The following is a 23493-nucleotide window of genomic DNA, read 5'->3' as shown; positions in this document are numbered from 1 at the left end:
CATGAACGATCATGTGTCGCCCCGTCCGCGCTCACCGCGAGGATCGGGCGATCAGCTCGCCGAGGAGATCATCTCGGCCACCACCGACCTGCTCATCGAGTCGGGCAGTGAGGAGAAGGTGTCCATCCGGGCGGTCGCGGGCCGTGTCGGGGTGACGCCTCCGTCGATCTACTTGCACTTCGAGGACAAGGAAGCGCTGCTCGACGCCGTATGCGCCCGATTCTTCGAGCAGTTCGACGAGGTGATGATGCGGGCGTCGGAGGGGATCGACGACCTCTTCGACCGCGGCTTGGCGCAGGGGCTGGCCTACGTCCGGTTCGCCATCGACAGTGCCGTGATGTACCGCATCACCTTCGCCCGCGTCACCCCGCCGGGGGAGCCGACGCTCACCGACGAGGTCTTGCTCTCGTCGGCGTTCGTGCACTTCTCCGACACCGTCGAAGAGATGATGGACCAGGGACTGATTCCACGTGCGGACACCGTGCAGACGGTCCTCACGCTCTGGGCCACTGCGCACGGTCTCGCATCGCTGATGATCGCCAAGCCGGGCCTGCCGTGGGGTGAGGGATACGAGCTGGCGGAGTCGGCGCTGCGCGCCGTGTGCAACGGCCTCGGTCAAGAATAGGTAAAGTCGGAACCGAATCGGCTCGAGGATCGTTGAACCCGTGAATCAGCCAAGTCAACTGATGCGCACAACTTTCTAAAGGAGCACCAGTGCGAGAGAGCAGTAACCCGATCATGCGTGGCGTGGTCCGTGACAATAAGAAGGAGGCGGGCGGTTACGCCTCCTTCGGTCAGGGACTGGCGGGCGCCGGCCAGGCGTCGATGGCGACCGGCCAGCAGCAGTACACCGACCAGTACACCCAGGGATACGTGCCTCAGGCCGACACCCGCCCGATGACGATCGACGACGTCGTCACCAAGACCGCAATGACGCTCGGCGTCCTGATCGTCGTCGCCGCCGGCGCCTACTTCGCGATCTCGCAGCAGGCCTCGCTCGCCGCGCCGCTGATGGCTGTCGGTGCGATCGGCGGTCTGATCCTCGTCCTCATCGCGAGCTTCGGCCGCAAACAGGACAACCCCGCGATCGTCCTCACCTACTCGGCATTCGAGGGACTGTTCGTCGGTTCGATCTCGTATGTGTTCGGTAACTGGGTCATCAGCGATGACACCTCGGCCGGTGCGCTGATCGGGCAGGCGGTCCTCGGCACCCTCGGTGTGTTCGTCGGCATGCTGGTGGTCTACAAGGTGGGCGCCATCCGCGTCACCCCCCGATTCACCCGCATGCTGATGGCGGGCATGGTCGGTGTGCTCGTCCTGATGCTCGGCAACCTGGTCCTCGGACTGTTCGGCGTCGACAGCGGCCTGCGGAGCGGCGGACCGATCGCGATCATCTTCTCGCTGGTCTGCATCGCCCTCGCGGCTTTCTCGTTCCTGCTCGATTTCGACCAGGCCGACGAGCTCATCCGCGCCGGCGCGCCGTCGAAGGCGGCATGGGGTGTGGCGCTGGGGCTGACCGTCACCCTGGTCTGGCTTTACGTCGAGATCCTGCGACTGCTGAGCTACTTCAACAGTGACTAGTCAATAGACTTGGCTGGTCGGCTCAGAGCCCGGTGTGCACCGAGAGATCGGTTGCATCACCGGGCTCTTTGTTGTTCGGTGGATACAGGCGCGACGACGGGAGTCGGACATGATCGAACAAGGTCTACGGCGGCGGTTGACGCTTGCGGCGGCGGTCGCGGGCTCGGTTGTGGCGGCGACGGTGGGCGCGGGGACCGCCTCGGCGGCGCCGGTACAGCCGTTCGCGATCCAGCCGGCATCCTTCGGGAACCCGAACGGCAGTTTCGATGTGCCGCCCATCCACTGCGGGCTCGAGAGCGGCCCCGGGGCGGGCCAGGTGACCGTGACCGGAACCCTCTCCGAACGGTGGGGCTGTCTGCCGTTCGGGCGCGTGTGGTGGCTGAACACGGCGACCGGCGCGACCGGCGCCGCACGGATGTCGGCCGGGCTCAACGACCACCCGGCGCAGGCGGTGCTGCACACCGGGCGGGGCCGGATCGTCGTCACGCTGATGGCCGCGGGCGGGGTCGTCACACCGGGATTCGCGACGGTCGACGTTCGCTGAACTGCGAGCGGCCCCGCGGACGCAGAACGGGCGGGTCCGAAGAAGATCTCCGGACCCGCCCGTTCGCGGTCGTGTGAGGGCTCGCCGTCAGAGACGCTCGAGCACCATCGCCATGCCCTGGCCACCGCCGACGCACATGGTCTCGATGCCGAACTGACCGTCGTAGGTGTTGAGGTTGTTCAGCAGGGTGGTGGTGATCCGGGCGCCGGTCATGCCGAACGGGTGACCAAGGGCGATCGCGCCGCCGGAGACGTTCAGCTTGTCATGGTCGATGCCGAGCTCGGCCGCCGAACCCAGGACCTGGACGGCGAACGCCTCGTTGATCTCGAACAGATCGATGTCGGAGATCGACATGCCTGCGACGCGGAGAACCTTGCGCACGGCCTCGATCGGGCCCAGCCCCATGATCTCGGGCGACAGGCCGGTGGCCGCGGTCGCGACGATGCGGGCCAGCGGCTTGAGACCGAGCGCCTTCGCTTTGTCATCGCTCATGACGACCAGCGCGGCGGCGCCGTCGTTCAGCGGGCACGCGTTGCCCGCGGTCACCGTGCCGTCCGGACGGAAGACCGGCTTGAGCTGCGAGATCTTCTCGTAGGTGGTGCCGGCGCGCGGGCCGTCGTCGGTGGTGACCTGGGTGCCGTCGGCCAGCGTGACCGGGTCGATCTCGCGGGCGAAGAAGCCGTCGTTGATGGCCTTCTCGGCGCGGTTCTGGCTCAGGACGCCCCAGCGGTCCTGATCCTCGCGGGAGATGCCGGTGTACGAGGCGACGTTCTCGGCGGTCTCGCCCATCGCGATGTAGACGTCGGGGAGCAGCCCGTCCTCGCGGGGATCGTGCCACTTTCCCGCGCCGCCCTCGGAGGCCTTGGCTGTGCGAGCGATGGCCTCGTCGAAGACCGGGTTCTTCGAGTTGGGTGCCCCGTCGGCGCCGCCGGAGACACCGAAGCTGGAGACGCTCTCGACGCCGCCGGAGATGAAGACGTCGCCCTCGCCGGCCTTGATGGCGTGGAACGCCATGCGAGTGGTCTGCAGCGAAGACGAGCAGTAACGGTTGACGGTGACGCCGGGGACGTGGTCGAGACCGAGCTCGACGGCGACCACGCGGCCGATGTTGTAGGCGCCCTGGCCACCGGGCTGGCCGATGCCCATGTGGATGTCCTCGATGTCGGCGACGTCGAGTTCGGGAACCTTGGCGAGTGCGGCGGCGACCATCTGGCGAGCGAGCTCGTCCGGACGAACGTCCTTCAGGGAGCCCTTGCCGGCGCGGCCGATCGGGGAGCGTGCGGTGGAGACGATGACAGCTTCAGACATGTGCGCCACGTTACTCCAGGGCGTCACTGCGCATTTCGGACGATCCATTGACCGCCCGATCGGGCGGGGCGCGGTCGTAGATGGGACCATGGACGGTATGCGCATCGCCAATCACGTTGTAGACCTGGTCGGGAACACTCCGCTCGTCAAGCTCAACAAGGTCGTGCAGCCGGGGTCCGGCCTGGTCGCCGCCAAAGTCGAGTATCTCAACCCGGGCGGCAGTTCCAAGGACCGCATCGCCACCCGCATGATCGACGCGGCCGAGGAATCCGGCGAGCTCAAGCCCGGCGGCACCATCGTCGAGCCGACGTCGGGCAACACCGGTGTGGGTCTCGCGTTGGTCGCGCAGCAGCGCGGTTACAAATGCGTCTTCGTCTGCCCGGACAAGGTGGCCGAGGACAAGCGCAACGTGCTGCGCGCCTACGGTGCCGAGGTGGTCGTGTGCCCGACCGCCGTCCCGCCGGAGCACCCCGACAGCTATTACAACGTCTCCGATCGCCTCACCCGGGAGATCCCGGGAGCATGGAAGCCGAACCAGTACGCGAATCCGAACGGCCCGCTGAGTCATTACGAGACCACCGGTCCGGAGATCTGGCGCGACACCGAGGGCAAGGTGACCCATTTCGTCGCAGGCGTCGGCACCGGCGGCACCATCACCGGAACCGGCCGCTACCTCAAGGAGGTCTCCGACGGGCGCGTGAAGGTGGTCGGCGTCGACCCCGAAGGCTCGGTCTATTCGGGTGGATCGGGGCGTCCGTACCTCGTCGAGGGCGTGGGCGAGGACTTCTGGCCGGACGCCTACGACCCCACCGTCCCCGACGAGATCGTCGCGGTGTCCGACGCCGACTCGTTCGAGATGACCCGGCGGCTGGCGCGTGAAGAGGGCCTGCTGGTCGGCGGCTCGTGCGGTATGGCGGTGGTGGCCGCGCTGAAGATCGCCGAGCGTGAGGGGCCGGACGCCGTGGTCGTGGTGCTGCTTCCGGACGGCGGTCGCGGCTACATGTCGAAGATCTTCAACGACGATTGGATGAGCAGCTACGGGTTCCTGCGCACGCCGCTCGATGGCACTCCGCGCACGGAATCGCGTGTCGGCGATGTGCTCCGAGGAAAGGGCGGCACGCTGCCTGATCTGGTGCACACGCATCCCCAGGAGACGCTCCGCGACGCGATCGAGATTCTTCGCGAGTTCGGCGTCTCGCAGATGCCGGTTGTCGGCGCCGAACCGCCCATCACCGCCGGCGAGGTCGCAGGCGCGGTGTCCGAGAGGGACCTGCTCAGCGCGGTCTTCGAGGGGCGCGCCAATCTGGCCGACCCGGTGTCGGCGCACATGGGCGAGGCGTTTCCGCTCATCGGTGCGGGCGAGCCCGTCTCGGCCGCGATGGAAGCTCTCAGCACCTCCGACGCGTTGATGGTGGTGGACGACGGCAAGCCGGTCGGCGTCATCACCCGGCACGACCTGCTCGCCTTCGCGAGCACGCACCCGATCGCCATCCGTCAGCAGGAGGAGAAGTAGTGTCCGAGCAGGGATTTTCGACCAAGGCAATTCACGCGGGCTGGGATCCGGATGAGCGCACCGGTGCGGTGAACGTGCCGATCTACGCGAGCTCCACGTTCGCGCAGGACGGGGTCGGCGGGATGCGCGACGGGTTCGAGTACGCGCGTACCGGCAACCCGACCCGACGGGTGCTGGAGGCCAATATCGCGGCCATCGAGGCCGGACGGTTCGGTCGCGGGTTCGCGTCGGGCATGGCGGCCACCGACGCGCTGCTGCGCGCCACGCTGCGTCCCGGCGACCACCTCGTGATCCCGAACGACGCGTACGGCGGCACCTTCCGGCTGATCGACAAGGTATTCACCGAGTGGGGTATCACCTACTCGGTGGCGCCGGTCGTCGACGTCGAGGCGATCCGTGCGGCGATCACCCCCGCGACCAAGCTCGTCTGGGTCGAGACGCCCACCAATCCGCTTCTCAACGTCGGCGACATCGCGGCTGTCGCCGAGGTCGCGCACGCGGCCGGCGCCAAGCTCGTCGTGGACAACACCTTCGCGACTCCGTACCTGCAGCAGCCGCTGACGCTCGGCGCCGATGCCGTCGTGCATTCGACGACCAAGTATCTCGGCGGACACTCGGACGTGGTCGGCGGAGCGATCGTCACCAACGACGAGCAGCTCGACTCCGACATCGCCTTCCTCCAGAACGGCGCGGGCGCAGTTCCGGGGCCCTTCGACGCCTACCTGACGATGCGAGGCATCAAGACACTCGCCGTGCGAATGGACCGGCACTGCGACAACGCCGAGAAGCTCGTCGAGTTCTTCTCGGCGCATCCGAAGATCGAGAAGGTGCTCTATCCGGGGCTGGCCGACCACCCGGGGCATGCTGTCGCGGCCAAGCAGATGCGGCGCTTCGGCGGCATGATCTCCGTTCAGCTGACCGGTGGTCGTGAGGCTGCGCTCGACTTCTGTGCGCGGACGAAGGTGTTCACCCTCGCCGAATCGCTCGGCGGCATCGAGTCGCTGATCGAGCATCCGGGAGCGATGACCCACGCGTCCACCGCCGGCTCTCTGCTCGAGGTGCCCGACAACCTCGTCCGACTGTCGGTCGGAATCGAGGACGCCGACGATCTTCTCGAGGACGTGCGCCAGGCGCTCGCGTAGCGGGGACGGCGCCGTGAGCTGTGGTGAACGGCTCGCGGTGTCAGCCGTGGAAGGTCGCGAAATGCTTGACGGTGTCGGTCTTCACCGTGCCGAAGGCGCCGTTGGCGATGGGACCGGACAGGAACGGCGGCAGCCCGGTGCCGCCGAGTTCCATCGCGAACTTCCAGACAAGGCGTGAGCCGTGCTCGGTCGGCGACACCTCGGTGTATTCGCCGAACTTCCTGAGTCCGGGGATGTTCGCCCGCACGCCGTGGAAGCCGTGTTTGTACGTCGACGTCTCGGAGTCCTCGTCCCACAGGAAGAAGTACTCGTCCATCTTCACGACGCCCGGGGCGAGGGCCACCGAGCGTGTGGTGCCCACGCCGTACGGCGCGGGCGATGTGTATGTGACCGAGTTCAGTGCACGGCACCAGTCGAGGGTGTTCTGGCGCGTGAACTCGGCCCACGCGGTCTCGGGAGCGACGGGGATGTGCACATCGATGGTGTACTTCATCGGCGCGGTGTCGAAATAGGACTCGTCGAACGGTTGCAGGTCGTAGGCCATGGGTACGCAGTGTAGCCGTGCGCCGACACGCCGGTGCTGTTCTGGCTGGTCTCTTGACCAGCGAAAACGGTTGCTGGAAAAGAATTCTCGCGCAAAAGTGGAACCGATCGGGCGTTTGGTGCGTCTAATTCATGAACACGAAAACAGACTTGATGGCGAAGGGGATTCCGGAGCGGAGACCGTCTCGATTTGGGGGGTGACGGTCTCCGCTACGGAATGTCGTTCCATCGCGTCGGCGCACCGGAGGGCATAGTGAGCGAACTCGTCTACGTGCAGGAACTCTGGCGAAAACGGGCGGAGGTCGCGCAAGAGTGCGCCGATGAGTTGGGGGAGTTGGCGACGGCGCTCAACTACGTCCTGAGGGCGAACTACTTCGGCAGCGGGTGTGTCGAAGGGGATCTCCTATTCGACGCTCTGACTAGAGTCCTGCGTGGTGGCAGTAGATCACTTGCGCGTAGCTCTACCGATGCCGCGTCTCTCGCGACTGCCTCCGAGCATGCGATCGCGGAGATGGAGGCTGCTGATGCGGAGGAGAGCATTGGCGAGTGAGATACGAAGCGTACTTCCGTTGGTGCCTCTGGTCTTAGCCCTACTCGCAGGATGTGCGACCCATGAAGATGGACAGCCGGTAGTTCCTTCGGCGCTTAGCAGCAAAGTAAGGCAGGTCGATGATTCAGGACGCACGTTGCCTTTCCAGACGTCCCATTCGCGGCGATGGAACGGCGCGAACGACGGAACGGTATTCGAGCCATGCACAGCGGTCGGGCTCGAAGAACTTGCGCGATTGAGCATTGATCCAACGACGGCTACCGATGCGGCCGGGACTGACGGTCAGACGCTGAGGGGTTGTCGATGGCGGTACATCACGGGCAAACACAGTGGTTGGTCGATCGCACAGTTCGTTGGCAACTCCGCGAGTCTCGCAGCGGACAAAGCCAAGTTCCGTTCGGGGGATGACATTTGGCTGGCCGACCTCTCAATCAACGGACGGGTTGTCGGACTGCATCGCTCAGCACAACTCGCTGACTGCGATACGTACGTGCAGTCAGGTCGAGCAGGCGTCCACACCGTCGCAATGTACGTCGGGCCCACCCCGCCGCCTCCCTCCGAGATCTGCGACCGTGCACTGGCCTTCACTCGCGCGACGATCTCGAAAATGCCTTTGTGACAACAAATTTCGCCGCGTAGGCGCAGGTCACGGCACTCGCACACGGTGGTGTGCGGACATTCTGGTGTGCAGTCGTCAGATTGGTTGTTGTGCTGTCGGCCGACCGTGGATCCCTCGAGTGGGATACCTATGCGTTCGCGTTCGGTCATCGTCTGGTGACCGTCCGGAAGGCGCGCGGCCTGTCCCAGGAAGAGCTCGCGGAGCGGTGCGGGTTGCACCGAAACGCGGTATCGAATCTGGAGCGAGCGACCAGCAACAGCGCGTCGGGGATCGCCGACCCGCTGATGTCGACGGTGTACCGCCTCGCTCGGGCGCTCGACGTTCCACCGACCTATCTGATGCCCGGCGCTGATACGCGGCCGGGGATGCGGGCGGCCGAGCAGGAGACCAACCACGCGCTCTCCGACGTCGAGGCGGAGCTACTGAGGCTGCTGGCGGATGAGTTCGCGCAGTCGGACGAGACGACGCCCGACCGGCCTGATGAGCCCCGCCCAGACGACTTTCCGGGCCGGCGGTACTGACGTTCCCTCGGAGTGGGTCCAGACATGAGAAAGGGCCGATCCGCTGTGCGGATCGGCCCTTTCCGGCCTGAACTTACGGCTGGTACGGCTCTGCGCTGACCAGCGTCACACTGATCTCGGCGCCGCTGGGGACCGTGTACGTCCGAGTCTCTCCGACCTTCGCGTCGATGAGAGCCGCGCCCAGCGGCGAGCTCGGCGAGTAGATCTCGATGTCGCCCGAACCCTCCTCGCGGGTGGCGATGAGGAAAGTCTCCTTGTCCGACTCGTCGCCGTCGTAGTAGACGGTCACGACCGAGCCGGGGAGCGCCACACCCGACTGCTTCGGAGCTTCGCCGACCTTCGCCTTGTTGAGCAGATCCTGCAGCTGGCGAATACGCGCTTCCTGCTGGCCCTGCTCCTCGCGCGCTGCGTGATAGCCGCCGTTCTCCTTGAGGTCGCCCTCTTCGCGGCGCTCGTTGATCTCGGCGGCAATGACCGGCCGATTCGCAATAAGCGAATCGAGCTCACCCTTCAAGCGCTCGTACGACTCCGGCGTCAACCAAGTCACACCCGCATCGGTCATTGTGGTCTCCTTTGCTGTCCGCTACTGGACGATCTGTCCGCTTGGACTGCTCTAAATGCAGCAACACGGCCCCTCGCGGAGCCGTGCACAGCCAATGATAGCAGCGCCTGTGTTCTAAGGCACATCCGAGGTGACTCGGCTAACATCGGCGAGCGCTTCGGCATAGCTCGGCTCGGCCCGCTTGAGGTAGCGGACCACGGCGTACGTGATCGGCATGACAACCACTTCCACCAGCGTCTTCCACACGAAACCGATGACGACGTAGTTGATGAAGTCCGACCACGTGCTGATTCCGATCGCCGTGGCGGCAATGGAACAGAACACGAGCGTGTCGAAGAACTCGCCGACCACGGTGGACCCGATCAGCCGGGCCCACAGGTGCCGCTCCCCGGCCCGCTCTTTCATCTTCACGAGCACGAAGGAATTCAGCAGCTCGCCGACGACGTAACCGGCGAGCCCGGCGGCGACGATCCGCGGAACCGTGCCGAGGACCGACTCGAACCCGGACTGGCCGTCGTAGAAGTCTGCGGCGGGCAGTTCGATCGCCACCCAGAAGCACAGGGACGCGAGGACGATCACAGCGAAACCGGAGGCGATGGTCCGGCGCATCGCGCGGAACCCGTAGACCTCGCTGATGACGTCGCCGATGACGTAGCTCAGCGGGAACAGGAAGAAGGCCCCGTCGGTCACCAGGCCGTTGACGTGAAGAGGGCCGAGGTCGAAGTGCAGCCAGTCGTCGAACAGGACGACGGCCTTGGTGGCGGCGATGTTGCTGATCAGCATGATGCCGACGAACAGCGCCGTCAGCGCCGGGTAGTACGGACTGGCGAGTTTGGCGAAGACCGCCTTCCCGGCGTGCGTCATGCGTTCGGGGAGAGGTAGGGGGGTACGTTGAGCGTGCAGCCGAACACCTCGCCGATCACCGGCGGCCGAGACGTCGCGACCTCGGTGCGGGCGCCGACCTGCACCTCGGTGCCCGCGGGGACCAGCACCTCGCGGCGGCCCACTTCGGCGCCGTCCTTGGCGCGCGCGCGGACGATGCAGACGACGGCGTCGTCCGGGCTGTTGCGGTTGACGGTGTACTGAACGGCGACGCGGTCGGACGAGAGGAGCTCGTAACCCGTCGCCTGTCCAGAGACGTCCGGATCGCCGAACTGACGGAAACCGAGGTATGCGATCCCGACACCCGCGACGACGACGAGCACGGCGAGCCCGTAGAACCAGCGGCGCTTGCTGCTCCGCGACCGATCTGCCGGATAGGTCGCCCGCGGGCCACTGCGCGGCTTCTGCTGGTCGGCGCCCCCGTCTGATGTGCTCACGCGTCAATACCTACCATGTTGGGTAGGAGCTAAGCGAAGGTGAGGAAGCGTGACCGAACGCGCGAACGGGCTGCGGCTCATGGCTGTGCACGCACATCCCGACGACGAGTCGAGCAAAGCGGCGGCGACTCTGGCCAAATACGCAGCGCAGGGGCACGAGGTGATGGTCGTCACCCTCACCGGCGGGGAGCGCGGCGACATCCTGAACCCGGCGATGGACCGTCCGGGAGTGATGGACAACATCACACAGATCCGGCGTGACGAGATGGCTGCCGCGGCCAAGGCGCTCGGCGTGCAGCACCGGTGGCTCGGCTTCGTCGACTCGGGTCTGCCCGAGGGCGACCCGCTGCCTCCGCTGCCGGAGGGATGCTTCGCGCTGGTACCGCTCGAGGAGGCCAACGAGCGCCTGGTGAAGGTGATCCGCGAGTTTCGTCCGCACGTGATCATCACCTACGACGAGAACGGCGGCTACCCGCATCCCGATCACATCAAGTGCCACGAGGTGTCGATGGCGGCGTGGGACTCGTCCGGTGATCCGGAACAGTTCCCCGAGGCCGGCGATCCGTGGACGCCGCTCAAGCTCTATTACACGCACGGTTTCATCCGCGATCGGATCCTCGCGTTCTCGGACGAGTTCGAGAAGGCCGGTCAGGAGAACCCGTTCAAGGAATGGCTCAGCAAGTGGCGCCGTAACCAAGGCGACATGATGGGCCGCGTCACCACCCAGGTGGAGTGCAGCGACTACTTCGTGCAGCGCGACGACGCACTCCGCGCACACGCGACGCAGATCGACCCCAACGGCTTCTTCTTCGCTGTCCCGCTGGAATGGCAGCAGCGACTGTGGCCGACCGAAGAATTCGAGCTGGCGCAGACCCGGGTGCACACAGACCTCCCGGAGAACGATCTCTTCGCCGGAATTGAGCAGCAATGAACGTCCTGTCCCTGTCCTCTGACGCGGTGATGCTACTGGCCGACGAGCCGGCGAAAGGCCCGGAATTCGGCAAGGCGTCGCCGATCGGCCTGCTGATCATCATCCTGCTGCTGATCGCCGTCTTCTTGCTGATCCGGTCGATGAACAAGCAGCTCAAGAAGCTGCCCGAGAGTTTCGACGCCGACAATCCTGCACCGGACCAGGCCTTCGACGACGGCACCGACCGAGTCGACGACCCGGCCGGGCTACCCGAGTCGACGACACCGGCCGAGGCCGAGAACGGCGCCGGTGACGGACACCGGAACAACACGGGCCACGACAATGGAGGCCAGAACAGTGGAGGATCCACAGACCGCGGATAGCGCTCGTAATCGGCTCGGTGAATCGTCGAGCCCCTATCTGCGCCAGCACGCCGCCAACCCGGTTCACTGGCAGGAGTGGGGTGAGGAGGCCTTCGACGAGGCGCGCCGCCGCGACGTCCCGGTGCTGCTGTCGGTGGGGTATGCCGCGTGCCACTGGTGTCACGTGATGGCGCACGAGACCTTCGAGAACGAGACGCTGGCCGCGCAGATGAACCGGGACTTCGTCTGCATCAAGGTGGACCGAGAAGAACGTCCCGACATCGACGCGATCTACATGGCCGCGACGGTCGCGATGACCGGCCAGGGCGGGTGGCCGATGACCTGCTTCCTGACACCCGACGCCGATCCGTTCTACTGCGGCACCTACTTTCCACCCACACCCCGCAACGGGCAGCCCGGATTCTCCGAGGTGATGGACGCGATCACTCGGACCTGGGATCACCGGCGCGACGAGGTGATCGTCGCAGGAACCAAGATCGCAGAACACCTGCGCGCCAACGCGGCCTCACTGCCGACCGGGCCGCCGCCGGACGCACAACTGCTCGCCGACGCGGTCCGCGCGATCTGTTCCGACGAGGATCCGCGCTCGTCCGGATTCGGCGGTGCGCCGAAGTTCCCGCCCACCGCCCTGCTGGAAGCACTGTTGCGCGCCGACGAACTGCTGGGTCTCGGCGAAGCAGGTGCCGTGGCCACGCGCACCGCCCACGCGATGGCGCGCGGAGGCATATACGACCAGCTAGCGGGCGGTTTCGCCCGCTATGCCGTCGACGCAGACTGGGTGGTTCCGCACTTCGAGAAGATGCTCTACGACAACGCTCTGCTGTTGCGCGCGTACGCCCATCTAGCGAGGCGCGGTGACGCGCTGGCGCTGCGGGTGGCGGAGGAGACCGCCGACTTCCTCGACGAGCACCTGTGGACCGGGTCGGGATTCGCCTCGTCGCTCGATGCCGACACCGAAGGCGTCGAAGGGCTCACCTACGTCTGGCGCCCCGGCGAACTCATCGACGTGCTCGGACCCGACGACGGCGCGTGGGCCGCGGCGCTGTTCACCGTGACCGATCGGGGGACGTTCGAGCAGGGGGCTTCCACGCTGCAGTTGCTCCGCGACCCGGGCGACCGGATCCGTTACGCCTCGGTGCGGTCGCGTCTGCGCGCCGCACGGGACCGGCGACCGCAGCCCGACCGGGACGACAAGGTGGTGACCGCGTGGAACGCGATGACGGTGACGGCTTTGGCCGAGGCCGGCGCCGCGCTGGCAAGACCGCGGTGGGTGGCGCGAGCCGCCGAATGCGCGCGGGTCCTCGCCGAGGTGCACTTGGTCGGGGACGAGTTGCGACGGTCGTCGCTCGACGGGACGCCGGCGGCGCCCCTCGGCGGTCTCGACGACTACGCGGCCTTCGCGACGGCGCTGCTGACGCTGCACCAGGTGACTGGTGAGATCGGCTGGCGCACAACGGCGTCGGCGGTCATCGAGAAGATGATCGAGGTCTTCGCCGACCCGGATTCGTTCGGCGCCTGGTACGACGCCCATCCGACCGGCCTGCTGCTCCGTCCGCGCGATCCGGTGGACGGGGCCACCCCGGCGGGTGCCTCGCTGGCCGCCGAGGCGTTGCTTCTGGCGTCGACTCTCGTCCCCTCCGTCGACGATGCCGCACGCTACGGGGAACTGCTCGACGCGACCCTGAGCCGCTCGGGACTCATTCTCGCCAAGGCGCCGCGCTCGGCCGGGCATTGGCTTTCGGTGGCGATCGCGCGAGTGGCCGGGCCCGTCCAGGTGGCGGTGGCTCAGTCCGCCGACAGCGCGGGCGAACTCGCCGCGCAGATCCGGCGCGGCGTGCCGGGCGGCGTGGTGGTGGTCGCCGGCGAACGGGATTCGCTGCCGCTGTTGGAGGATCGAGGACCGGTCGGCGGGTTGGACGCCGCCTACGTGTGCCGCGGAACCGTCTGCGATCTGCCCGCCGTCGACGCGGAGACCGTGCTGGCCGCGATCCCGTGACCCCCGACCGCCGATTTGGCGGCCGGGGAAGCGGTTGTGCTAGCCTCGGTCGCGTGATGCAGTCCGCACGCTATTGGCGTTTCTTTATCAAGGCTCCGGGTGGGGCCGAGATGAAGCGATAACGCGCGCACGCATCAACCTTCCCGGAGCCTGAGCAGTGACCTGATGGTCGCTGCTCTCGTCGTTTCGGGAGTATCTCAGAGCGCCTCAGGCGTGAATCCGGAAGCGGCGGACCAGCCCGATTCGCGGATGACACCTGAAAGGCATTTCCTTGACTACCACCACCGACGCCGCAACCACCGACAGTGGGCAGAGTTCGTCCACCTCCGACCGGCGGGTGACGGCGTTCTCGCCGATCCCGTCTCCGGAGGCTCTCCGCAGTGAGCTTCCGCTGACCGCGCGTCGCGCCGAAGCCGTGCAGCGCGATCGGGAGGAGATCGCGGCGATCCTCGCCGGCCACGACGATCGGATGATCGTGGTGGTGGGGCCCTGCTCGGTCCACGATCCGGTCGCCGCGCTCGACTACGCCCGTCGCCTCGCGCCGCTCGCCGAGCAGTACCGCGACGCGCTGAAGATCGTGATGCGCGTGTACTTCGAGAAGCCGCGCACCACCGTGGGATGGAAGGGACTGATCAACGATCCCGGGATGGACGGATCGTTCGACGTCGAGCGCGGACTGCGGACGGCCCGCGCGCTGCTGCTCGACGTCATCGATCTGGGACTGCCGGTGGGCTGCGAATTCCTCGAGCCGACCAGCCCGCAGTACATCGCGGACACCGTCGCCTGGGGCGCGATCGGCGCTCGCACCACCGAATCGCAGGTGCATCGCCAGCTGGTGTCGGGACTGTCGATGCCGGTCGGTTTCAAGAACGGGACCGACGGCAACGTCCAGGTCGCGATCGACGGCGTCAAGGCCGCGGCGGCCGAACACGTCTTCTTCGGGGTCGACGACTTCGGTCGCGGCGCCGTTGTCCACACCTCGGGCAACGAGGACTGCCACATCATCCTGCGCGGTGGCACGCCCGGCCCGAATTACGACGCGGCTTCGGTGGACTCCGCGGTTCAGACTCTCGCGGAGGCCGGTCTGTCGCCGAAGGTGATGGTCGACTGCTCTCATGCGAACTCGGGCAAGGATCACGAGCGGCAGGCGGAGGTCGCGGTGGAGGTCGCGGAGATGTTCGCCGCGGCTCGTCGTGCGGGCGAGGACCAGGTGCTCTCGGGTGTGATGCTGGAGAGCTTCCTGGTGCCGGGAGCGCAGTCGCTCGGCGGCGACCTGGTGTACGGGCAGTCGGTCACCGACAAGTGCATGGGATGGGACGCGTCGGCCGAAGTGCTCGCCCGGTTGGCGCGCGCCGCGCGGTAGGGGTGCCGAGCGGCACCCCTACCCTCAGCGGCGACTACCCGGAGCGGGGTACGGGCGCGCCATGCCTCGCCGCCTTTCGCCCGTTCCGGGTAGACGGAGAATCAGCTATGCGGCTGATTCGAGACCGCGTGTGCGGACGGCGCCGATCACTGTGTCGACCACCAGGAATGCCAGCAGTGGCCAGCCGAGCAGCGGGATGAACCAACCGATGGCCACCGCTGCCACCGCGATCGCGAGCGTGAGGGGCAACGGGAGCTCCCGCAACGCGCTACGTGCCGGGGGCGCACCGATCCGGCGGGTGCGCGACCGCCGCTGCCACCACGACCGGTAACCGAGCACGATCGCGACGATGAGCGCGATCATCACCGCGAACAGCAGGAGCTGATTGGCCAGGCCGAACAGCAGCCCCATGTGCAGCTGGATGCCCCACGCGGACAACTTGGCGGCCAGCGGCCAGTCGGAGAAGTCGTTGACGTCGACCACGGCGTCGCGCGACGGATCGACGGCGATGGAGCTGGTCGACATCCGCCACGGGACGCGATTCTGGGCCACGACGAAGGCTGTCGAGGCGTTGTCGGGGATCGTCACCTCCACCGGCCCGCCGATGCCGTTGGCGCGCGCGATAGCGATGGCGCCGTCGATTCCCGCGACCTCGTCGGCCGAGGACATGGCACCGGACATGGAGCCCGATCCGCTCATCTGATGATCGGCGTGCTCGCCTCCGGCGGCCTGCGGTGTGCCGGTGAGGGACGAGTCGACGGTCGGAGTGGTCCAATTCAGCGCCGACCGCAGCTCGGTGACGTGTTCGCCCGCGTAGGTCGACCAGGTGAGGCCGGTGGCCGACAGGAACAGCAGCGCCACGGCGATCCAGGTGCCGATGACGCCGTGTCTGCTGATGGTTCGGCCTCGGCCGCGCATGCGGGGAAGGCCGCGCAGCATGGAACCACTGCCGGTCGCACGGCGGCGCTTGCGGACCTGGACCGCCCACATGACCAGACCGCCGAGCGCGACGACCCACAGCCACGACGCGGCCAGCTCGGAGTACATCCTGCCCGGTTCGCCGAGGTGCAGACTGCGGTGGAGTTGGTCGATCCACGTACGGACCGGGAGCGCGCCGGACGACCCGTACGACGCGAGCTGGCCGAGCGACTCACCGGTCACCGGGTCGATGAAGACGGCGAGTCGCTCCGACTCGCCGAGCGACGGGTCGGAGAAGAGCACACGGGTGGTGGCACCGGGTTCGGTGGCCGGCTGCACCGCCGTGACCTGGAGATCGGGGCGTACGGCCTGGGCGGCGCGGACCTGCTCGGCGACCGACTTGGCCGGACCGGACGAGTCCGTGTGCAGTTGGTGCCGGTAGATCAACTGCTCGGCCGACGGGGAGACGGCGTAGAGAGCGCCGGTGACGGCGGCGATGAGCAGGAACGGAGCGATCAGCACGCCGGCGTAGAAGTGCAGTCGCTGAACGAGGCGGATGAGGGTCGCGCGGGTGGATGCGGGTCTCGGCGGCGAGTCCGGTGTTTCCGGGGTCGCCGAAGACAGAGTGGTGGACAACGGTGTGCCTTTCGGTCAAGCAGAAGTCATCGCGCGCCGTCGACGGCACGCGATGTGATGACGTGGGTTGCTAGACCGAAAAGGGCGGGCCTCGGCGTCCGACGGCGCCGAGGAAGACGAGCGCGGCCGGTGCGGCTTGCGGGGGAGCGGGAACGACGACGGCGGCGTAGCCGGTCCGGGGCCGCAGCCGCAGACTGCTCGCGCGAACGGCGAGCGCAGAGACGGCCCGCACCAGGATCTCGGCTCCGCACAGCAGCAGCAGTGCGGCTATGGTGCCCGCGGTGTGCATGACGGCCATCGGCGCGGTGAACAGGTCGTGGTGATGACCCGAGGTGAGCACGAGCAGCAGGTGGACCAGTGCCTGGCCGGCCACGAGTGCGGGCAGCGCCCGAACGCTGGGCGCGGCGCGGACGCCGATGCCCACGGCCACCGCGGCCGCTCCGACCATCAGAAGTACCGACGTCTCGGGGAGCATGCCCTGCGCGGTCGCGTGGGCGAGCACGCCGGTGACGGCGGACGTTCCGCCGACCACTGCGCCACGCAGGCGCGAGAGGCGGATCGGCGTGTTCACCCGCTCAGATTAGCCCGGCGGCCTCAGCCGATCACCACCAGCCAGACGGCGATGTAGTGCAGGGTCGCTGCGATGGCGGTACAGGCGTGGAACACCTCATGATGGCCGAATACTCCGGGCCAGGGTTCGGGCCAGCGCAGGGCGTAGAGAACGCCGCCGAGGCTGTAGAACACGCCGCCGACGGCGAGCAGCACGATGACCGCGACGCCGGTGTTGTGGACCAGCATCGGCGAGACTGCGATGATCACCCACCCGAGCACGATGTAGAGCACCACTCCCAGCCAGCGCGGCGAGGCGGGCCAGATCATCTTGAGAGCCACTCCGACGACGGCGCCGGCCCACACGACGCCCAGCACCCACCAGCGTGTCGGCGAATCGAGACCCATCACGCAGAACGGGCTGTAGGTGCCGGCGATGAAGACGAAGATCATCGAATGGTCGGCGCGTTTCATGGCGATCCTCGCCCTGGGGTTCCGCCAGTCGATCCGGTGGTACACGCTGCTGGTGCCGAACAGCCCGCAGATGGTGATCACGTACACGACCACTGCCACCACCGCGGGGGCGCTCCGGTGCATCGCCGTGCCGACGATCAGCACGACGCCGACGGCCGCCGCGACGAAGGCGGCGTACGTGTGGATGACTCCGCGCAGCACGGGCTTGACCCCGGCTGCGGGGTCTGCGGGCCTGGTAGGCGTCGAGGAGTCCGTCATGAAACCTACGGTACCGTAAGTTTTGCTCCGGTAACTTACCGGCGGAGTAGGATCACGGCTGTGAAACTGCTCCCAGACCGGCTACGCGGAGGCATGCTGCGCGTCTACGAGCATCGGCTTGTACAGCTGATGGATCCCGAGCGCATTCCGCGGCACGTGGCGATCATCTGCGACGGCAACCGGCGGTGGGCGCGGGAAGCCGGCTTCGAGGACGTCAGCCACGGGCACCGGGTGGGCGCACAGCGCATCGCCGACATGCTCGGGTGGTGCTCGGAACTGGGCATCGAAGCGGTCACCATCTACCTGCTCTCGACCGAGAACCTCACGCGCGACTCGGACGAGCTCGATGCGCTCATGGAGATAGTCCCCGACATCGTGGACGAGATCTCCGACGTCGACGCCGACTGGCGCGTCCGGATCGTCGGAAACCTCGATCAGCTCCCGACCGCGGTGGCCCAACGGCTGCGCGAGGCGTCCGATCGCACCGAGGGCGCGGCCGACATGACCGTGAACGTGGCCGTCGGCTACGGCGGACGGCAGGAGATCGTCGACGCGGTACAGCAATTGCTGATCGAGGCCCTGGCGGCGGGCGCGTCCTCCGAGGAACTGGTGGACGCGGTGACCGTCGAGGGCATCGACTCCCACCTCTACACCAGTGGGACGCCCGATCCGGACCTGGTGATCCGGACTTCGGGCGAGCAGCGCCTCAGTGGATTTCTGCTCTGGCAGTCCGCGTACTCGGAGATCTGGTTCACCGACGCCTACTGGCCTGAGTTCCGGCGCGTCGACTTCCTGCGCGCCTTGCGGGACTACACGGCACGTAACCGCCGCTTCGGCAAATGAGGTCGATCGGCGGCGAGAATCCACGCGAGGGCTGAGAACATGCGAGTCACCGTCGTCGGTGCCAGCGGAGAGTTCGGTTCGGTGCTCAGCGAGATACTGCAACGCCGCGGTGCGCAGGTTACCCGAGCGCATCGGGTGACCGGCGTGGACGCGGTCACCGGTTCGGGCCTGGCGCAGGCGTGCGAGGGCGCCGACGTCGTGGTCGACGCCACCAGCCTGCTGTCCCGAAGCGCCGACGAGTCCGTGCGATTCTTCGGTGCCGTGGCCCGGAACATCTCGATCGCCGCGGAGGCTGCGGGCGCGGCAGTGGTGTTCCTGTCGATCTACGGTGCGTCCGACCCGGTCGTCAACAGGAAGATGGGGCACTACCGCGGCAAGGCGGAGCAGGAGACGGTGTACGCCGAGACCCTCGGCGGCACGGCCACCGCGGTGCTGTCGACGCAGTGGTACTCACTGGCGCAGAAGTTCCTCTCGATGCTCACCTTCGGTCCGATCGGTGCAGCACCCCGGATGCTCAGCCGTCCCGCGGCGGTCGAGGATGTGGCCGAGGTGTTCGCCGACGTCGTGCTGGACACTGCGCGACCGGCCCGTGTGACGGTGGCCGGACCGGCCGTCATGGATCTGGCCGACGCCGCCAAAGCGATAGCCGCGCAGAAGGGTTCGCCGAGATTCGTGTTCGGCGTCAACTACGGCGGACCCGGTCTGCGCTCGGGCGGCCTGGTCCCGGACCACCCGGATGCGATCACCGAGACGACTTTCGATCAGTGGCTGGCGAGGCGCTGATGGCAGCGGCGACGCCGGCCATCGCGGCGCTGGAGCGCGCGGGCCTGCCCTTCGAGGTCCACCGGTACAAACACGACCGCCGACGCGGCGACTACGGCGACGAGGCGGTCGCCGTCACGGTGTCGACCCTCGGCATCGACGCCGCGCAGATCCTCAAGACCCTGGTGGTGGACCTCGGCGGCGAACTCGGTGTGGCGATCCTGCCGGTGCCGGAGAAACTGTCGTTGAAGGCGGTGGCCAAGGCGTTCGGAGCGCCGAAGGCGGAGATGGCGCAGGCGGCGAGAGTGACCCGCTCCACCGGCTACGTCCTCGGCGGTGTGTCGCCGCTGGGCCAGAAGACCGCGCTGCGGACCGTCGTCGACGAGTCTGCGCTGCAATGGGATTCGGTGCTGTGCAGCGGGGGCCGCCGCGGCCTGGAGATCCGGCTGGCGCCCGCCGACCTGGTGACCGCGACGAACGCGGAGATCGCGCCGATCACGGCCTGAGGCCGCGCTCGTCGGCATCGGGCCGGCGTCAGAGTTTGCGCAGCCGCACCCGGTTGATCGCGTGGTTGCCGTCTTTGCGCAGCACGAGGGTGGCCCGCGGTCGCGTCGGCAGGATGTTCTCGATCAGGTTCGGGCGGTTGATGGAGGTCCAGATATCGCGCGCCGCGATCGTCGCCTGCTCGTCGGTCAGCGACGAGTAGTAGTGGAAATGCGACTCGGGGTCGGCGAACGAACCGGTGCGCATCTGCAGGAATCGGGAGATGTACCACTTCTCGATGTCGGAGGTCTTCGCGTCGACGTAGATCGAGAAGTCGAACAGATCCGAGACGGTCAGGGTGGGACCGGTCTGGAGGACGTTGAGGCCCTCGACGATCAGGATGTCGGGCTGGCGCACCGAGTGCACCACGCCGGGCACGATGTCGTAACTGACGTGGTCGTAGACCGGTGCCGTGACCTCGGGCGTGCCCGACTTCACCTCGGTCACGAAGCGCAGCAGCGCGCGGCGGTCGTACGACTCGGGAAAGCCCTTGCGGTGCATGATGCCCCGCCGCTCCAACTCCGCCGTCGGCAGTAGGAATCCGTCGGTGGTGACGAGGTCGACCTTCGGGTGGGTCTCCCACCGCGACAGCAGCGTCGCCAGGACGCGGGCGGTGGTCGACTTGCCGACGGCCACCGAACCGGCGATGCCGATCACGAAGGGCACCTGTCGATTCCGCTGACGTTCGCCGAGGAAGGTCGACGTCGCCGCGAACAGTCGCTGTCTGGCCTCCACCTGCAGGTGGATCAACCGGGACAGCGGAAGGTAGACCTCAGCGACCTCGTTGAGATCGACTTGCTCACCGAGGCCGACGAGTTTGTCGAGTTCAGACTCGTTCAGCACCATGGGCATCGACTGCCGCAGCTCACGCCACTGCTTGCGGTCGAGTTCCAGGTACAGGCCGGGGTCGCGGTCGTGGGATAGACGCGCCATGGAGGGTAAGGCTACAGGGACGCCGATGTCGCGGAGACGATAGCCGGGCGTCGCCGGTAGCGTTGGTCACATGACAGGTGGCATGTCCGCGGATCCGGTGACCGAGTACCTGCGGCTGGGGCTGGCGTTCGACCGCCTCGAAGAGGGATTCGTCGACGCCTACACCGGTGATCCCGCATTGCGCGTGGAGGTCGAGAACGCGCCCGCGCCGCACCCGGCCGAGCTGGCGGACCGCGCCCGCGCGCTGCAGCGCGAGTTGCCGGCCGGTCTGCCCGCCGAACGGGCCGAGTTCGTCGGGGCCCACTTGCGTGCACTCGAGTGCTCGGCCCGCAAGTTCGCGGGCGAGGAGGTCGGGTTCGTCGACGAGGTCCAGGCGTACTTCGACGTCCGGATCGAGCCCGGCGACGAGGCCGTCTACCGCGAGGCCCACGCCGGGATGGCCGAGGCGCTCGGGGTGCCGGGGGCGACCGGCGACCGGCTCCGCGAGGCGTACGCCGCCTACCGTCGGGCCGACGAGATCCCGGCCGCCGCGGTGGCGCAACTGATCGCGGAGTTCTCGGGCAGTCTGCGCGAGACGGTGCGCACCGCCTTCCCGCTGCCGGATGCGGAGACCGTCGAGTTCGAAGTGGTCGGCGACAAACCGTGGTCGGGCTTCAACTACTACCTGGGCGGTTACCGTTCCAAGGTCGCGGTGAACACCGACCTTCCGCAGTACATGTCCTCATTGCCGGGGCTGATCGCTCACGAGGCCTACCCGGGACACCACACCGAGCACTGCCGCAAGGAACAGGGTCTGGTCGGATCGGGACAACTCGAACACACCGTGTTCCTGGTCAACACGCCCCAGTGTCTGATGGCCGAGGGGCTCGCCGACCACGCGCTAGCGGCGGCCAAGGGCACCGGGTGGCACGAGTGGGCCGCGGAGATCTACGCCGACTTCGGGCTGCGTTTCGACCCCGAGCGGGCACGCGCGGTCGGGGCCGCGGCCGCCGGTCTGATCCGGGTGCGTCAGGACGCGGCCCTGGCGCTGCACGATCGCGGCGACGACATCGACGATGTCGCGGTCTTCCTCCAGCGCTGGCTGCTCGTGGCGCCCGACCGGGCCCGCCAGATGCTCCGGTTCCTCACCTCGCCGCTCTGGCGCGCGTACATCTCCACCTACGTCGAGGGTTACGCCTTGCTCGAGACCTGGCTCGATCGGGCCGGCACCTCGGGTCCGGAACGTCTGGCACGGTTCGGCCGACTGCTGGACGAGCCGCTGATCCCGGCGTCGCTGCGCAGGGAACTCGCCGCGTAGCGGGCCGCCGGTTCGCCCGTGAACCCGACGCGGTGGAGAGCGGAGACACGCAGGTAGAATCGGGCGCCATGAGCCTGTTTTCGCAGTCCCTTGCCGACCTGGATCCCGATGTAGCCGCCGCCATGAACGGCGAGTTGTCGCGTCAGCGCGACACCCTGGAGATGATCGCGTCGGAGAACTTCGTTCCCCGGGCCGTCCTGCAGGCGCAGGGCAGCGTGCTGACCAACAAGTACGCCGAGGGCTACCCGGGACGCCGCTACTACGGCGGCTGCGAACACGTGGACGTGATCGAGGACATCGCCCGCGACCGCGCCAAGGCTCTCTTCGGCGCCGATTTCGCCAACGTCCAGCCGCACGCGGGTGCGCAGGCGAATGCCGCGGTGCTGCAGGCTCTCATGGAACCGGGGGAGACGCTCCTCGGACTCGATCTGGCGCACGGCGGCCACCTGACCCACGGCATGCGGCTCAACTTCTCCGGCAAGCTCTATGAGAACGCCTTCTACGGCGTCAGCAAAGAGGACTTTCGCGTCGACATGGACGAGGTGCGCAAGATCGCGCTCGACACCCGTCCGAAGGTGATCGTCGCCGGATGGTCGGCGTACCCGCGCACCCTCGACTTCGCCGCGTTCCGCGAGATCGCGGACGAGGTCGGCGCACACCTCTGGGTCGACATGGCGCACTTCGCCGGTCTGGTCGCGGCCGGGCTGCACCCGAGCCCGGTGCCGCACGCCGACGTCGTCTCCACCACCGTCCACAAGACTCTCGGCGGTCCGCGCTCGGGCATGATCCTCGCCAAGCAGGAGTGGGCCAAGAAGCTCAACTCCGCGGTGTTCCCCGGCCAGCAGGGCGGACCGCTGATGCACGTCATCGCGGCCAAGGCCGTCGCGCTGAAGATCGCCGCGAGCGAGGAGTTCGCCGAGCGCCAGCGCCGCACCCTGTCGGGCGCCAAGATCCTCGCCGAGCGCCTGACGGCCGACGACGTGACCAAGGCCGGCGTCTCGGTCCTGACCGGCGGCACCGACGTCCACCTCGTGCTGGTGGATCTGCGCAACTCCGACCTCGACGGCCAGCAGGCCGAGGATCTGCTGCACGAGGTCGGCATCACGGTCAACCGCAATGCCGTGCCGTTCGACCCCCGCCCGCCGATGGTGACCTCCGGGCTGCGCATCGGCACCCCGGCGCTCGCGACGCGCGGATTCGGCGACGCCGAGTTCACCGAGGTCGCCGACATCATCGGCACCGCGCTCGCCGCGGGCAAGGGCGCCGACGTCTCGGCCCTTCGTGCACGCGTCAGCAAGCTCGCTCTCGATCTGCCTCTGTACGAGGGCCTCGAGGACTGGGGTCTGATGAGCGCGCAGGCCTGATCCGAGCCGAAATCCAGGCGACGCCGGTCCCGTAGCGGCCGGCGTCGACCTGGTTTCGGTGG

Annotated in this window: 26 protein-coding genes; 17 read left to right on the top strand and 9 right to left on the bottom strand. The window is 67.6% G+C overall.

Annotation, left to right across the window (positions count from 1 at the left end; all coding sequences use genetic code 11):
* Position 1 precedes the first annotated feature (1 nt).
* From GSI01S_RS17950 to GSI01S_RS17940, 3 genes are all read left to right on the top strand, one after another.
* Positions 2 to 625, top strand: coding sequence for a TetR/AcrR family transcriptional regulator (locus GSI01S_RS17950; protein ID WP_006898062.1), 624 nt, complete (start codon positions 2 to 4; stop codon positions 623 to 625).
* 89 nt (positions 626 to 714) lie between these two features.
* Positions 715 to 1581: a Bax inhibitor-1/YccA family protein gene (locus GSI01S_RS17945; RefSeq protein WP_006898061.1), complete on the top strand. Its 867-nt coding sequence runs from the start codon at positions 715 to 717 to the stop codon at positions 1579 to 1581.
* Between the two features lie 109 nt (positions 1582 to 1690).
* Positions 1691 to 2125 (top strand): hypothetical protein, encoded by a 435-nt coding sequence (locus tag GSI01S_RS17940; RefSeq protein ID WP_006898060.1) that lies wholly within the window; start codon positions 1691 to 1693, stop codon positions 2123 to 2125.
* Positions 2126 to 2212: 87 nt separating this feature from the next.
* On the opposite strand, the gene GSI01S_RS17935 is transcribed toward GSI01S_RS17940, so the two are convergent.
* Entirely contained in the window at positions 2213 to 3433 is a 1221-nt protein-coding gene (locus GSI01S_RS17935) for an acetyl-CoA C-acetyltransferase (RefSeq protein WP_006898059.1), read from the bottom strand.
* 97 nt (positions 3434 to 3530) lie between these two features.
* Here GSI01S_RS17935 and GSI01S_RS17930 point away from each other — a divergent pair, with 97 nt between their 5' ends.
* Together GSI01S_RS17930 and GSI01S_RS17925 are read left to right on the top strand one after the other, a co-directional pair.
* A complete protein-coding gene (locus GSI01S_RS17930) occupies positions 3531 to 4946 on the top strand; it encodes a cystathionine beta-synthase (protein WP_006898058.1) in 1416 nt (471 codons plus the stop codon).
* On the top strand, positions 4946 to 6088 hold the full coding sequence (locus tag GSI01S_RS17925) for a cystathionine gamma-synthase (protein WP_006898057.1): 1143 nt from the start codon (positions 4946 to 4948) through the stop codon (positions 6086 to 6088). Before GSI01S_RS17930 ends, GSI01S_RS17925 begins: the two co-directional genes overlap by 1 nt.
* A gap of 40 nt (positions 6089 to 6128) precedes the next feature.
* On the opposite strand, the gene GSI01S_RS17920 is transcribed toward GSI01S_RS17925, so the two are convergent.
* Positions 6129 to 6632 carry an SRPBCC family protein gene (locus tag GSI01S_RS17920; RefSeq protein ID WP_006898056.1) on the bottom strand — a complete coding sequence of 168 codons (504 nt, stop codon included), beginning with the start codon at positions 6630 to 6632 and terminating at the stop codon, positions 6129 to 6131.
* A 252-nt stretch (positions 6633 to 6884) separates the two neighbouring features.
* Here GSI01S_RS17920 and GSI01S_RS17915 point away from each other — a divergent pair, with 252 nt between their 5' ends.
* From GSI01S_RS17915 to GSI01S_RS17910, 3 genes are all read left to right on the top strand, one after another.
* Positions 6885 to 7181: a hypothetical protein gene (locus tag GSI01S_RS17915; protein WP_101841724.1), complete on the top strand. Its 297-nt coding sequence runs from the start codon at positions 6885 to 6887 to the stop codon at positions 7179 to 7181.
* Positions 7099 to 7800, top strand: a complete 702-nt coding sequence (locus tag GSI01S_RS20720; RefSeq protein ID WP_081598155.1) for a DUF3558 family protein — start codon at positions 7099 to 7101, stop codon at positions 7798 to 7800. Before GSI01S_RS17915 ends, GSI01S_RS20720 begins: the two co-directional genes overlap by 83 nt.
* A gap of 89 nt (positions 7801 to 7889) precedes the next feature.
* Positions 7890 to 8321, top strand: coding sequence for a helix-turn-helix domain-containing protein (locus GSI01S_RS17910; protein WP_006898053.1), 432 nt, complete (start codon positions 7890 to 7892; stop codon positions 8319 to 8321).
* A 73-nt stretch (positions 8322 to 8394) separates the two neighbouring features.
* On the opposite strand, the gene greA is transcribed toward GSI01S_RS17910, so the two are convergent.
* The 3 genes from greA to GSI01S_RS17895 form a co-directional block, all read right to left on the bottom strand.
* Positions 8395 to 8883: a transcription elongation factor GreA gene (gene greA / locus GSI01S_RS17905; RefSeq protein WP_006898052.1), complete on the bottom strand. Its 489-nt coding sequence runs from the start codon at positions 8881 to 8883 to the stop codon at positions 8395 to 8397.
* A gap of 114 nt (positions 8884 to 8997) precedes the next feature.
* Positions 8998 to 9747, bottom strand: coding sequence for a queuosine precursor transporter (locus GSI01S_RS17900; protein WP_006898051.1), 750 nt, complete (start codon positions 9745 to 9747; stop codon positions 8998 to 9000).
* On the bottom strand, positions 9744 to 10202 hold the full coding sequence (locus GSI01S_RS17895) for a DUF4307 domain-containing protein (RefSeq protein WP_006898050.1): 459 nt from the start codon (positions 10200 to 10202) through the stop codon (positions 9744 to 9746). Before GSI01S_RS17895 ends, GSI01S_RS17900 begins: the two co-directional genes overlap by 4 nt.
* Before the next feature lie 79 nt (positions 10203 to 10281).
* Between GSI01S_RS17895 and mca the strand changes: the two genes are divergently transcribed.
* The 4 genes from mca to GSI01S_RS17875 all read left to right on the top strand — a co-directional run bounded on the left by mca (position 10282) and on the right by GSI01S_RS17875 (position 14854).
* Positions 10282 to 11133: a mycothiol conjugate amidase Mca gene (gene mca / locus GSI01S_RS17890; RefSeq protein WP_045537340.1), complete on the top strand. Its 852-nt coding sequence runs from the start codon at positions 10282 to 10284 to the stop codon at positions 11131 to 11133.
* Positions 11130 to 11495: a hypothetical protein gene (locus tag GSI01S_RS20605; RefSeq protein ID WP_006898048.1), complete on the top strand. Its 366-nt coding sequence runs from the start codon at positions 11130 to 11132 to the stop codon at positions 11493 to 11495. Before mca ends, GSI01S_RS20605 begins: the two co-directional genes overlap by 4 nt.
* The gene (locus GSI01S_RS17880; protein WP_039868095.1) at positions 11455 to 13491 is read left to right on the top strand and encodes a thioredoxin domain-containing protein; all 2037 of its coding nucleotides are present in this window, start codon (positions 11455 to 11457) and stop codon (positions 13489 to 13491) included. The genes GSI01S_RS20605 and GSI01S_RS17880 overlap by 41 nt, the downstream gene beginning before the upstream one ends.
* Positions 13492 to 13762: 271 nt before the next feature.
* Entirely contained in the window at positions 13763 to 14854 is a 1092-nt protein-coding gene (locus tag GSI01S_RS17875) for a 3-deoxy-7-phosphoheptulonate synthase (RefSeq protein ID WP_006898046.1), read from the top strand.
* Between the two features lie 105 nt (positions 14855 to 14959).
* Here GSI01S_RS17875 and GSI01S_RS17870 read toward each other — a convergent pair whose 3' ends face one another.
* The 3 genes from GSI01S_RS17870 to trhA form a co-directional block, all read right to left on the bottom strand.
* Complete coding sequence (locus GSI01S_RS17870; RefSeq protein ID WP_006898045.1) at positions 14960 to 16408, bottom strand: PepSY-associated TM helix domain-containing protein; 1449 nt, start codon at positions 16406 to 16408, stop codon at positions 14960 to 14962.
* Between the two features lie 70 nt (positions 16409 to 16478).
* Positions 16479 to 16979 (bottom strand): hypothetical protein, encoded by a 501-nt coding sequence (locus tag GSI01S_RS17865; RefSeq protein WP_006898044.1) that lies wholly within the window; start codon positions 16977 to 16979, stop codon positions 16479 to 16481.
* A 23-nt stretch (positions 16980 to 17002) separates the two neighbouring features.
* Complete coding sequence (gene trhA / locus GSI01S_RS17860; protein WP_006898043.1) at positions 17003 to 17689, bottom strand: PAQR family membrane homeostasis protein TrhA; 687 nt, start codon at positions 17687 to 17689, stop codon at positions 17003 to 17005.
* A gap of 60 nt (positions 17690 to 17749) precedes the next feature.
* Between trhA and GSI01S_RS17855 the strand changes: the two genes are divergently transcribed.
* Genes GSI01S_RS17855 through GSI01S_RS17845 form a run of 3 tightly spaced genes read left to right on the top strand, consistent with a single transcriptional unit; the run spans position 17750 to position 19800 of the window.
* A complete protein-coding gene (locus GSI01S_RS17855; protein ID WP_006898042.1) occupies positions 17750 to 18532 on the top strand; it encodes an isoprenyl transferase in 783 nt (260 codons plus the stop codon).
* 39 nt (positions 18533 to 18571) lie between these two features.
* Complete coding sequence (locus GSI01S_RS17850) at positions 18572 to 19315, top strand: SDR family oxidoreductase (RefSeq protein ID WP_006898041.1); 744 nt, start codon at positions 18572 to 18574, stop codon at positions 19313 to 19315.
* Positions 19315 to 19800, top strand: a complete 486-nt coding sequence (locus tag GSI01S_RS17845) for an aminoacyl-tRNA deacylase (RefSeq protein WP_039868102.1) — start codon at positions 19315 to 19317, stop codon at positions 19798 to 19800. The genes GSI01S_RS17850 and GSI01S_RS17845 overlap by 1 nt, the downstream gene beginning before the upstream one ends.
* A gap of 28 nt (positions 19801 to 19828) precedes the next feature.
* On the opposite strand, the gene coaA is transcribed toward GSI01S_RS17845, so the two are convergent.
* Positions 19829 to 20770, bottom strand: coding sequence for a type I pantothenate kinase (gene coaA / locus GSI01S_RS17840; RefSeq protein WP_006898038.1), 942 nt, complete (start codon positions 20768 to 20770; stop codon positions 19829 to 19831).
* 70 nt (positions 20771 to 20840) lie between these two features.
* Between coaA and GSI01S_RS17835 the strand changes: the two genes are divergently transcribed.
* On the top strand, positions 20841 to 22067 hold the full coding sequence (locus tag GSI01S_RS17835) for a hypothetical protein (protein ID WP_039868093.1): 1227 nt from the start codon (positions 20841 to 20843) through the stop codon (positions 22065 to 22067).
* 68 nt (positions 22068 to 22135) lie between these two features.
* The gene (gene glyA, locus GSI01S_RS17830) at positions 22136 to 23431 is read left to right on the top strand and encodes a serine hydroxymethyltransferase (RefSeq protein ID WP_006898036.1); all 1296 of its coding nucleotides are present in this window, start codon (positions 22136 to 22138) and stop codon (positions 23429 to 23431) included.
* Positions 23432 to 23493: the final 62 nt, after the last annotated feature.

Origin of the sequence: Gordonia sihwensis NBRC 108236, assembly GCF_000333035.1 — a bacterium.
GTDB lineage: Bacteria > Actinomycetota > Actinomycetes > Mycobacteriales > Mycobacteriaceae > Gordonia > Gordonia sihwensis.
This window is presented reverse-complemented; position numbering and strand designations above follow the sequence as displayed.

Excerpts from the sequence above, each read along its gene's own strand:
- GSI01S_RS17930 (WP_006898058.1), top strand. The coding sequence starts at position 3,531 with ATGCGCATCGCCAATCACGTTGTAGACCTGGTCGGGAACACTCCGCTC.
- GSI01S_RS17940 (WP_006898060.1), top strand. The coding sequence starts at position 1,691 with ATGATCGAACAAGGTCTACGGCGGCGGTTGACGCTTGCGGCGGCGGTC.
- GSI01S_RS17850 (WP_006898041.1), top strand. The coding sequence starts at position 18,572 with ATGCGAGTCACCGTCGTCGGTGCCAGCGGAGAGTTCGGTTCGGTGCTC.
- GSI01S_RS20720 (WP_081598155.1), top strand. The coding sequence starts at position 7,099 with ATGCCGCGTCTCTCGCGACTGCCTCCGAGCATGCGATCGCGGAGATGG.
- GSI01S_RS17845 (WP_039868102.1), top strand. The coding sequence starts at position 19,315 with ATGGCAGCGGCGACGCCGGCCATCGCGGCGCTGGAGCGCGCGGGCCTG.
- greA (WP_006898052.1), bottom strand. The coding sequence starts at position 8,883 with ATGACCGATGCGGGTGTGACTTGGTTGACGCCGGAGTCGTACGAGCGC.
- trhA (WP_006898043.1), bottom strand. The coding sequence starts at position 17,689 with ATGACGGACTCCTCGACGCCTACCAGGCCCGCAGACCCCGCAGCCGGG.
- GSI01S_RS17835 (WP_039868093.1), top strand. The coding sequence starts at position 20,841 with ATGACAGGTGGCATGTCCGCGGATCCGGTGACCGAGTACCTGCGGCTG.
- GSI01S_RS20605 (WP_006898048.1), top strand. The coding sequence starts at position 11,130 with ATGAACGTCCTGTCCCTGTCCTCTGACGCGGTGATGCTACTGGCCGAC.
- mca (WP_045537340.1), top strand. The coding sequence starts at position 10,282 with ATGGCTGTGCACGCACATCCCGACGACGAGTCGAGCAAAGCGGCGGCG.
- glyA (WP_006898036.1), top strand. The coding sequence starts at position 22,136 with ATGAGCCTGTTTTCGCAGTCCCTTGCCGACCTGGATCCCGATGTAGCC.
- GSI01S_RS17900 (WP_006898051.1), bottom strand. The coding sequence starts at position 9,747 with ATGACGCACGCCGGGAAGGCGGTCTTCGCCAAACTCGCCAGTCCGTAC.
- GSI01S_RS17935 (WP_006898059.1), bottom strand. The coding sequence starts at position 3,433 with ATGTCTGAAGCTGTCATCGTCTCCACCGCACGCTCCCCGATCGGCCGC.
- coaA (WP_006898038.1), bottom strand. The coding sequence starts at position 20,770 with ATGGCGCGTCTATCCCACGACCGCGACCCCGGCCTGTACCTGGAACTC.
- GSI01S_RS17950 (WP_006898062.1), top strand. The coding sequence starts at position 2 with ATGAACGATCATGTGTCGCCCCGTCCGCGCTCACCGCGAGGATCGGGC.
- GSI01S_RS17920 (WP_006898056.1), bottom strand. The coding sequence starts at position 6,632 with ATGGCCTACGACCTGCAACCGTTCGACGAGTCCTATTTCGACACCGCG.
- GSI01S_RS17880 (WP_039868095.1), top strand. The coding sequence starts at position 11,455 with ATGGAGGCCAGAACAGTGGAGGATCCACAGACCGCGGATAGCGCTCGT.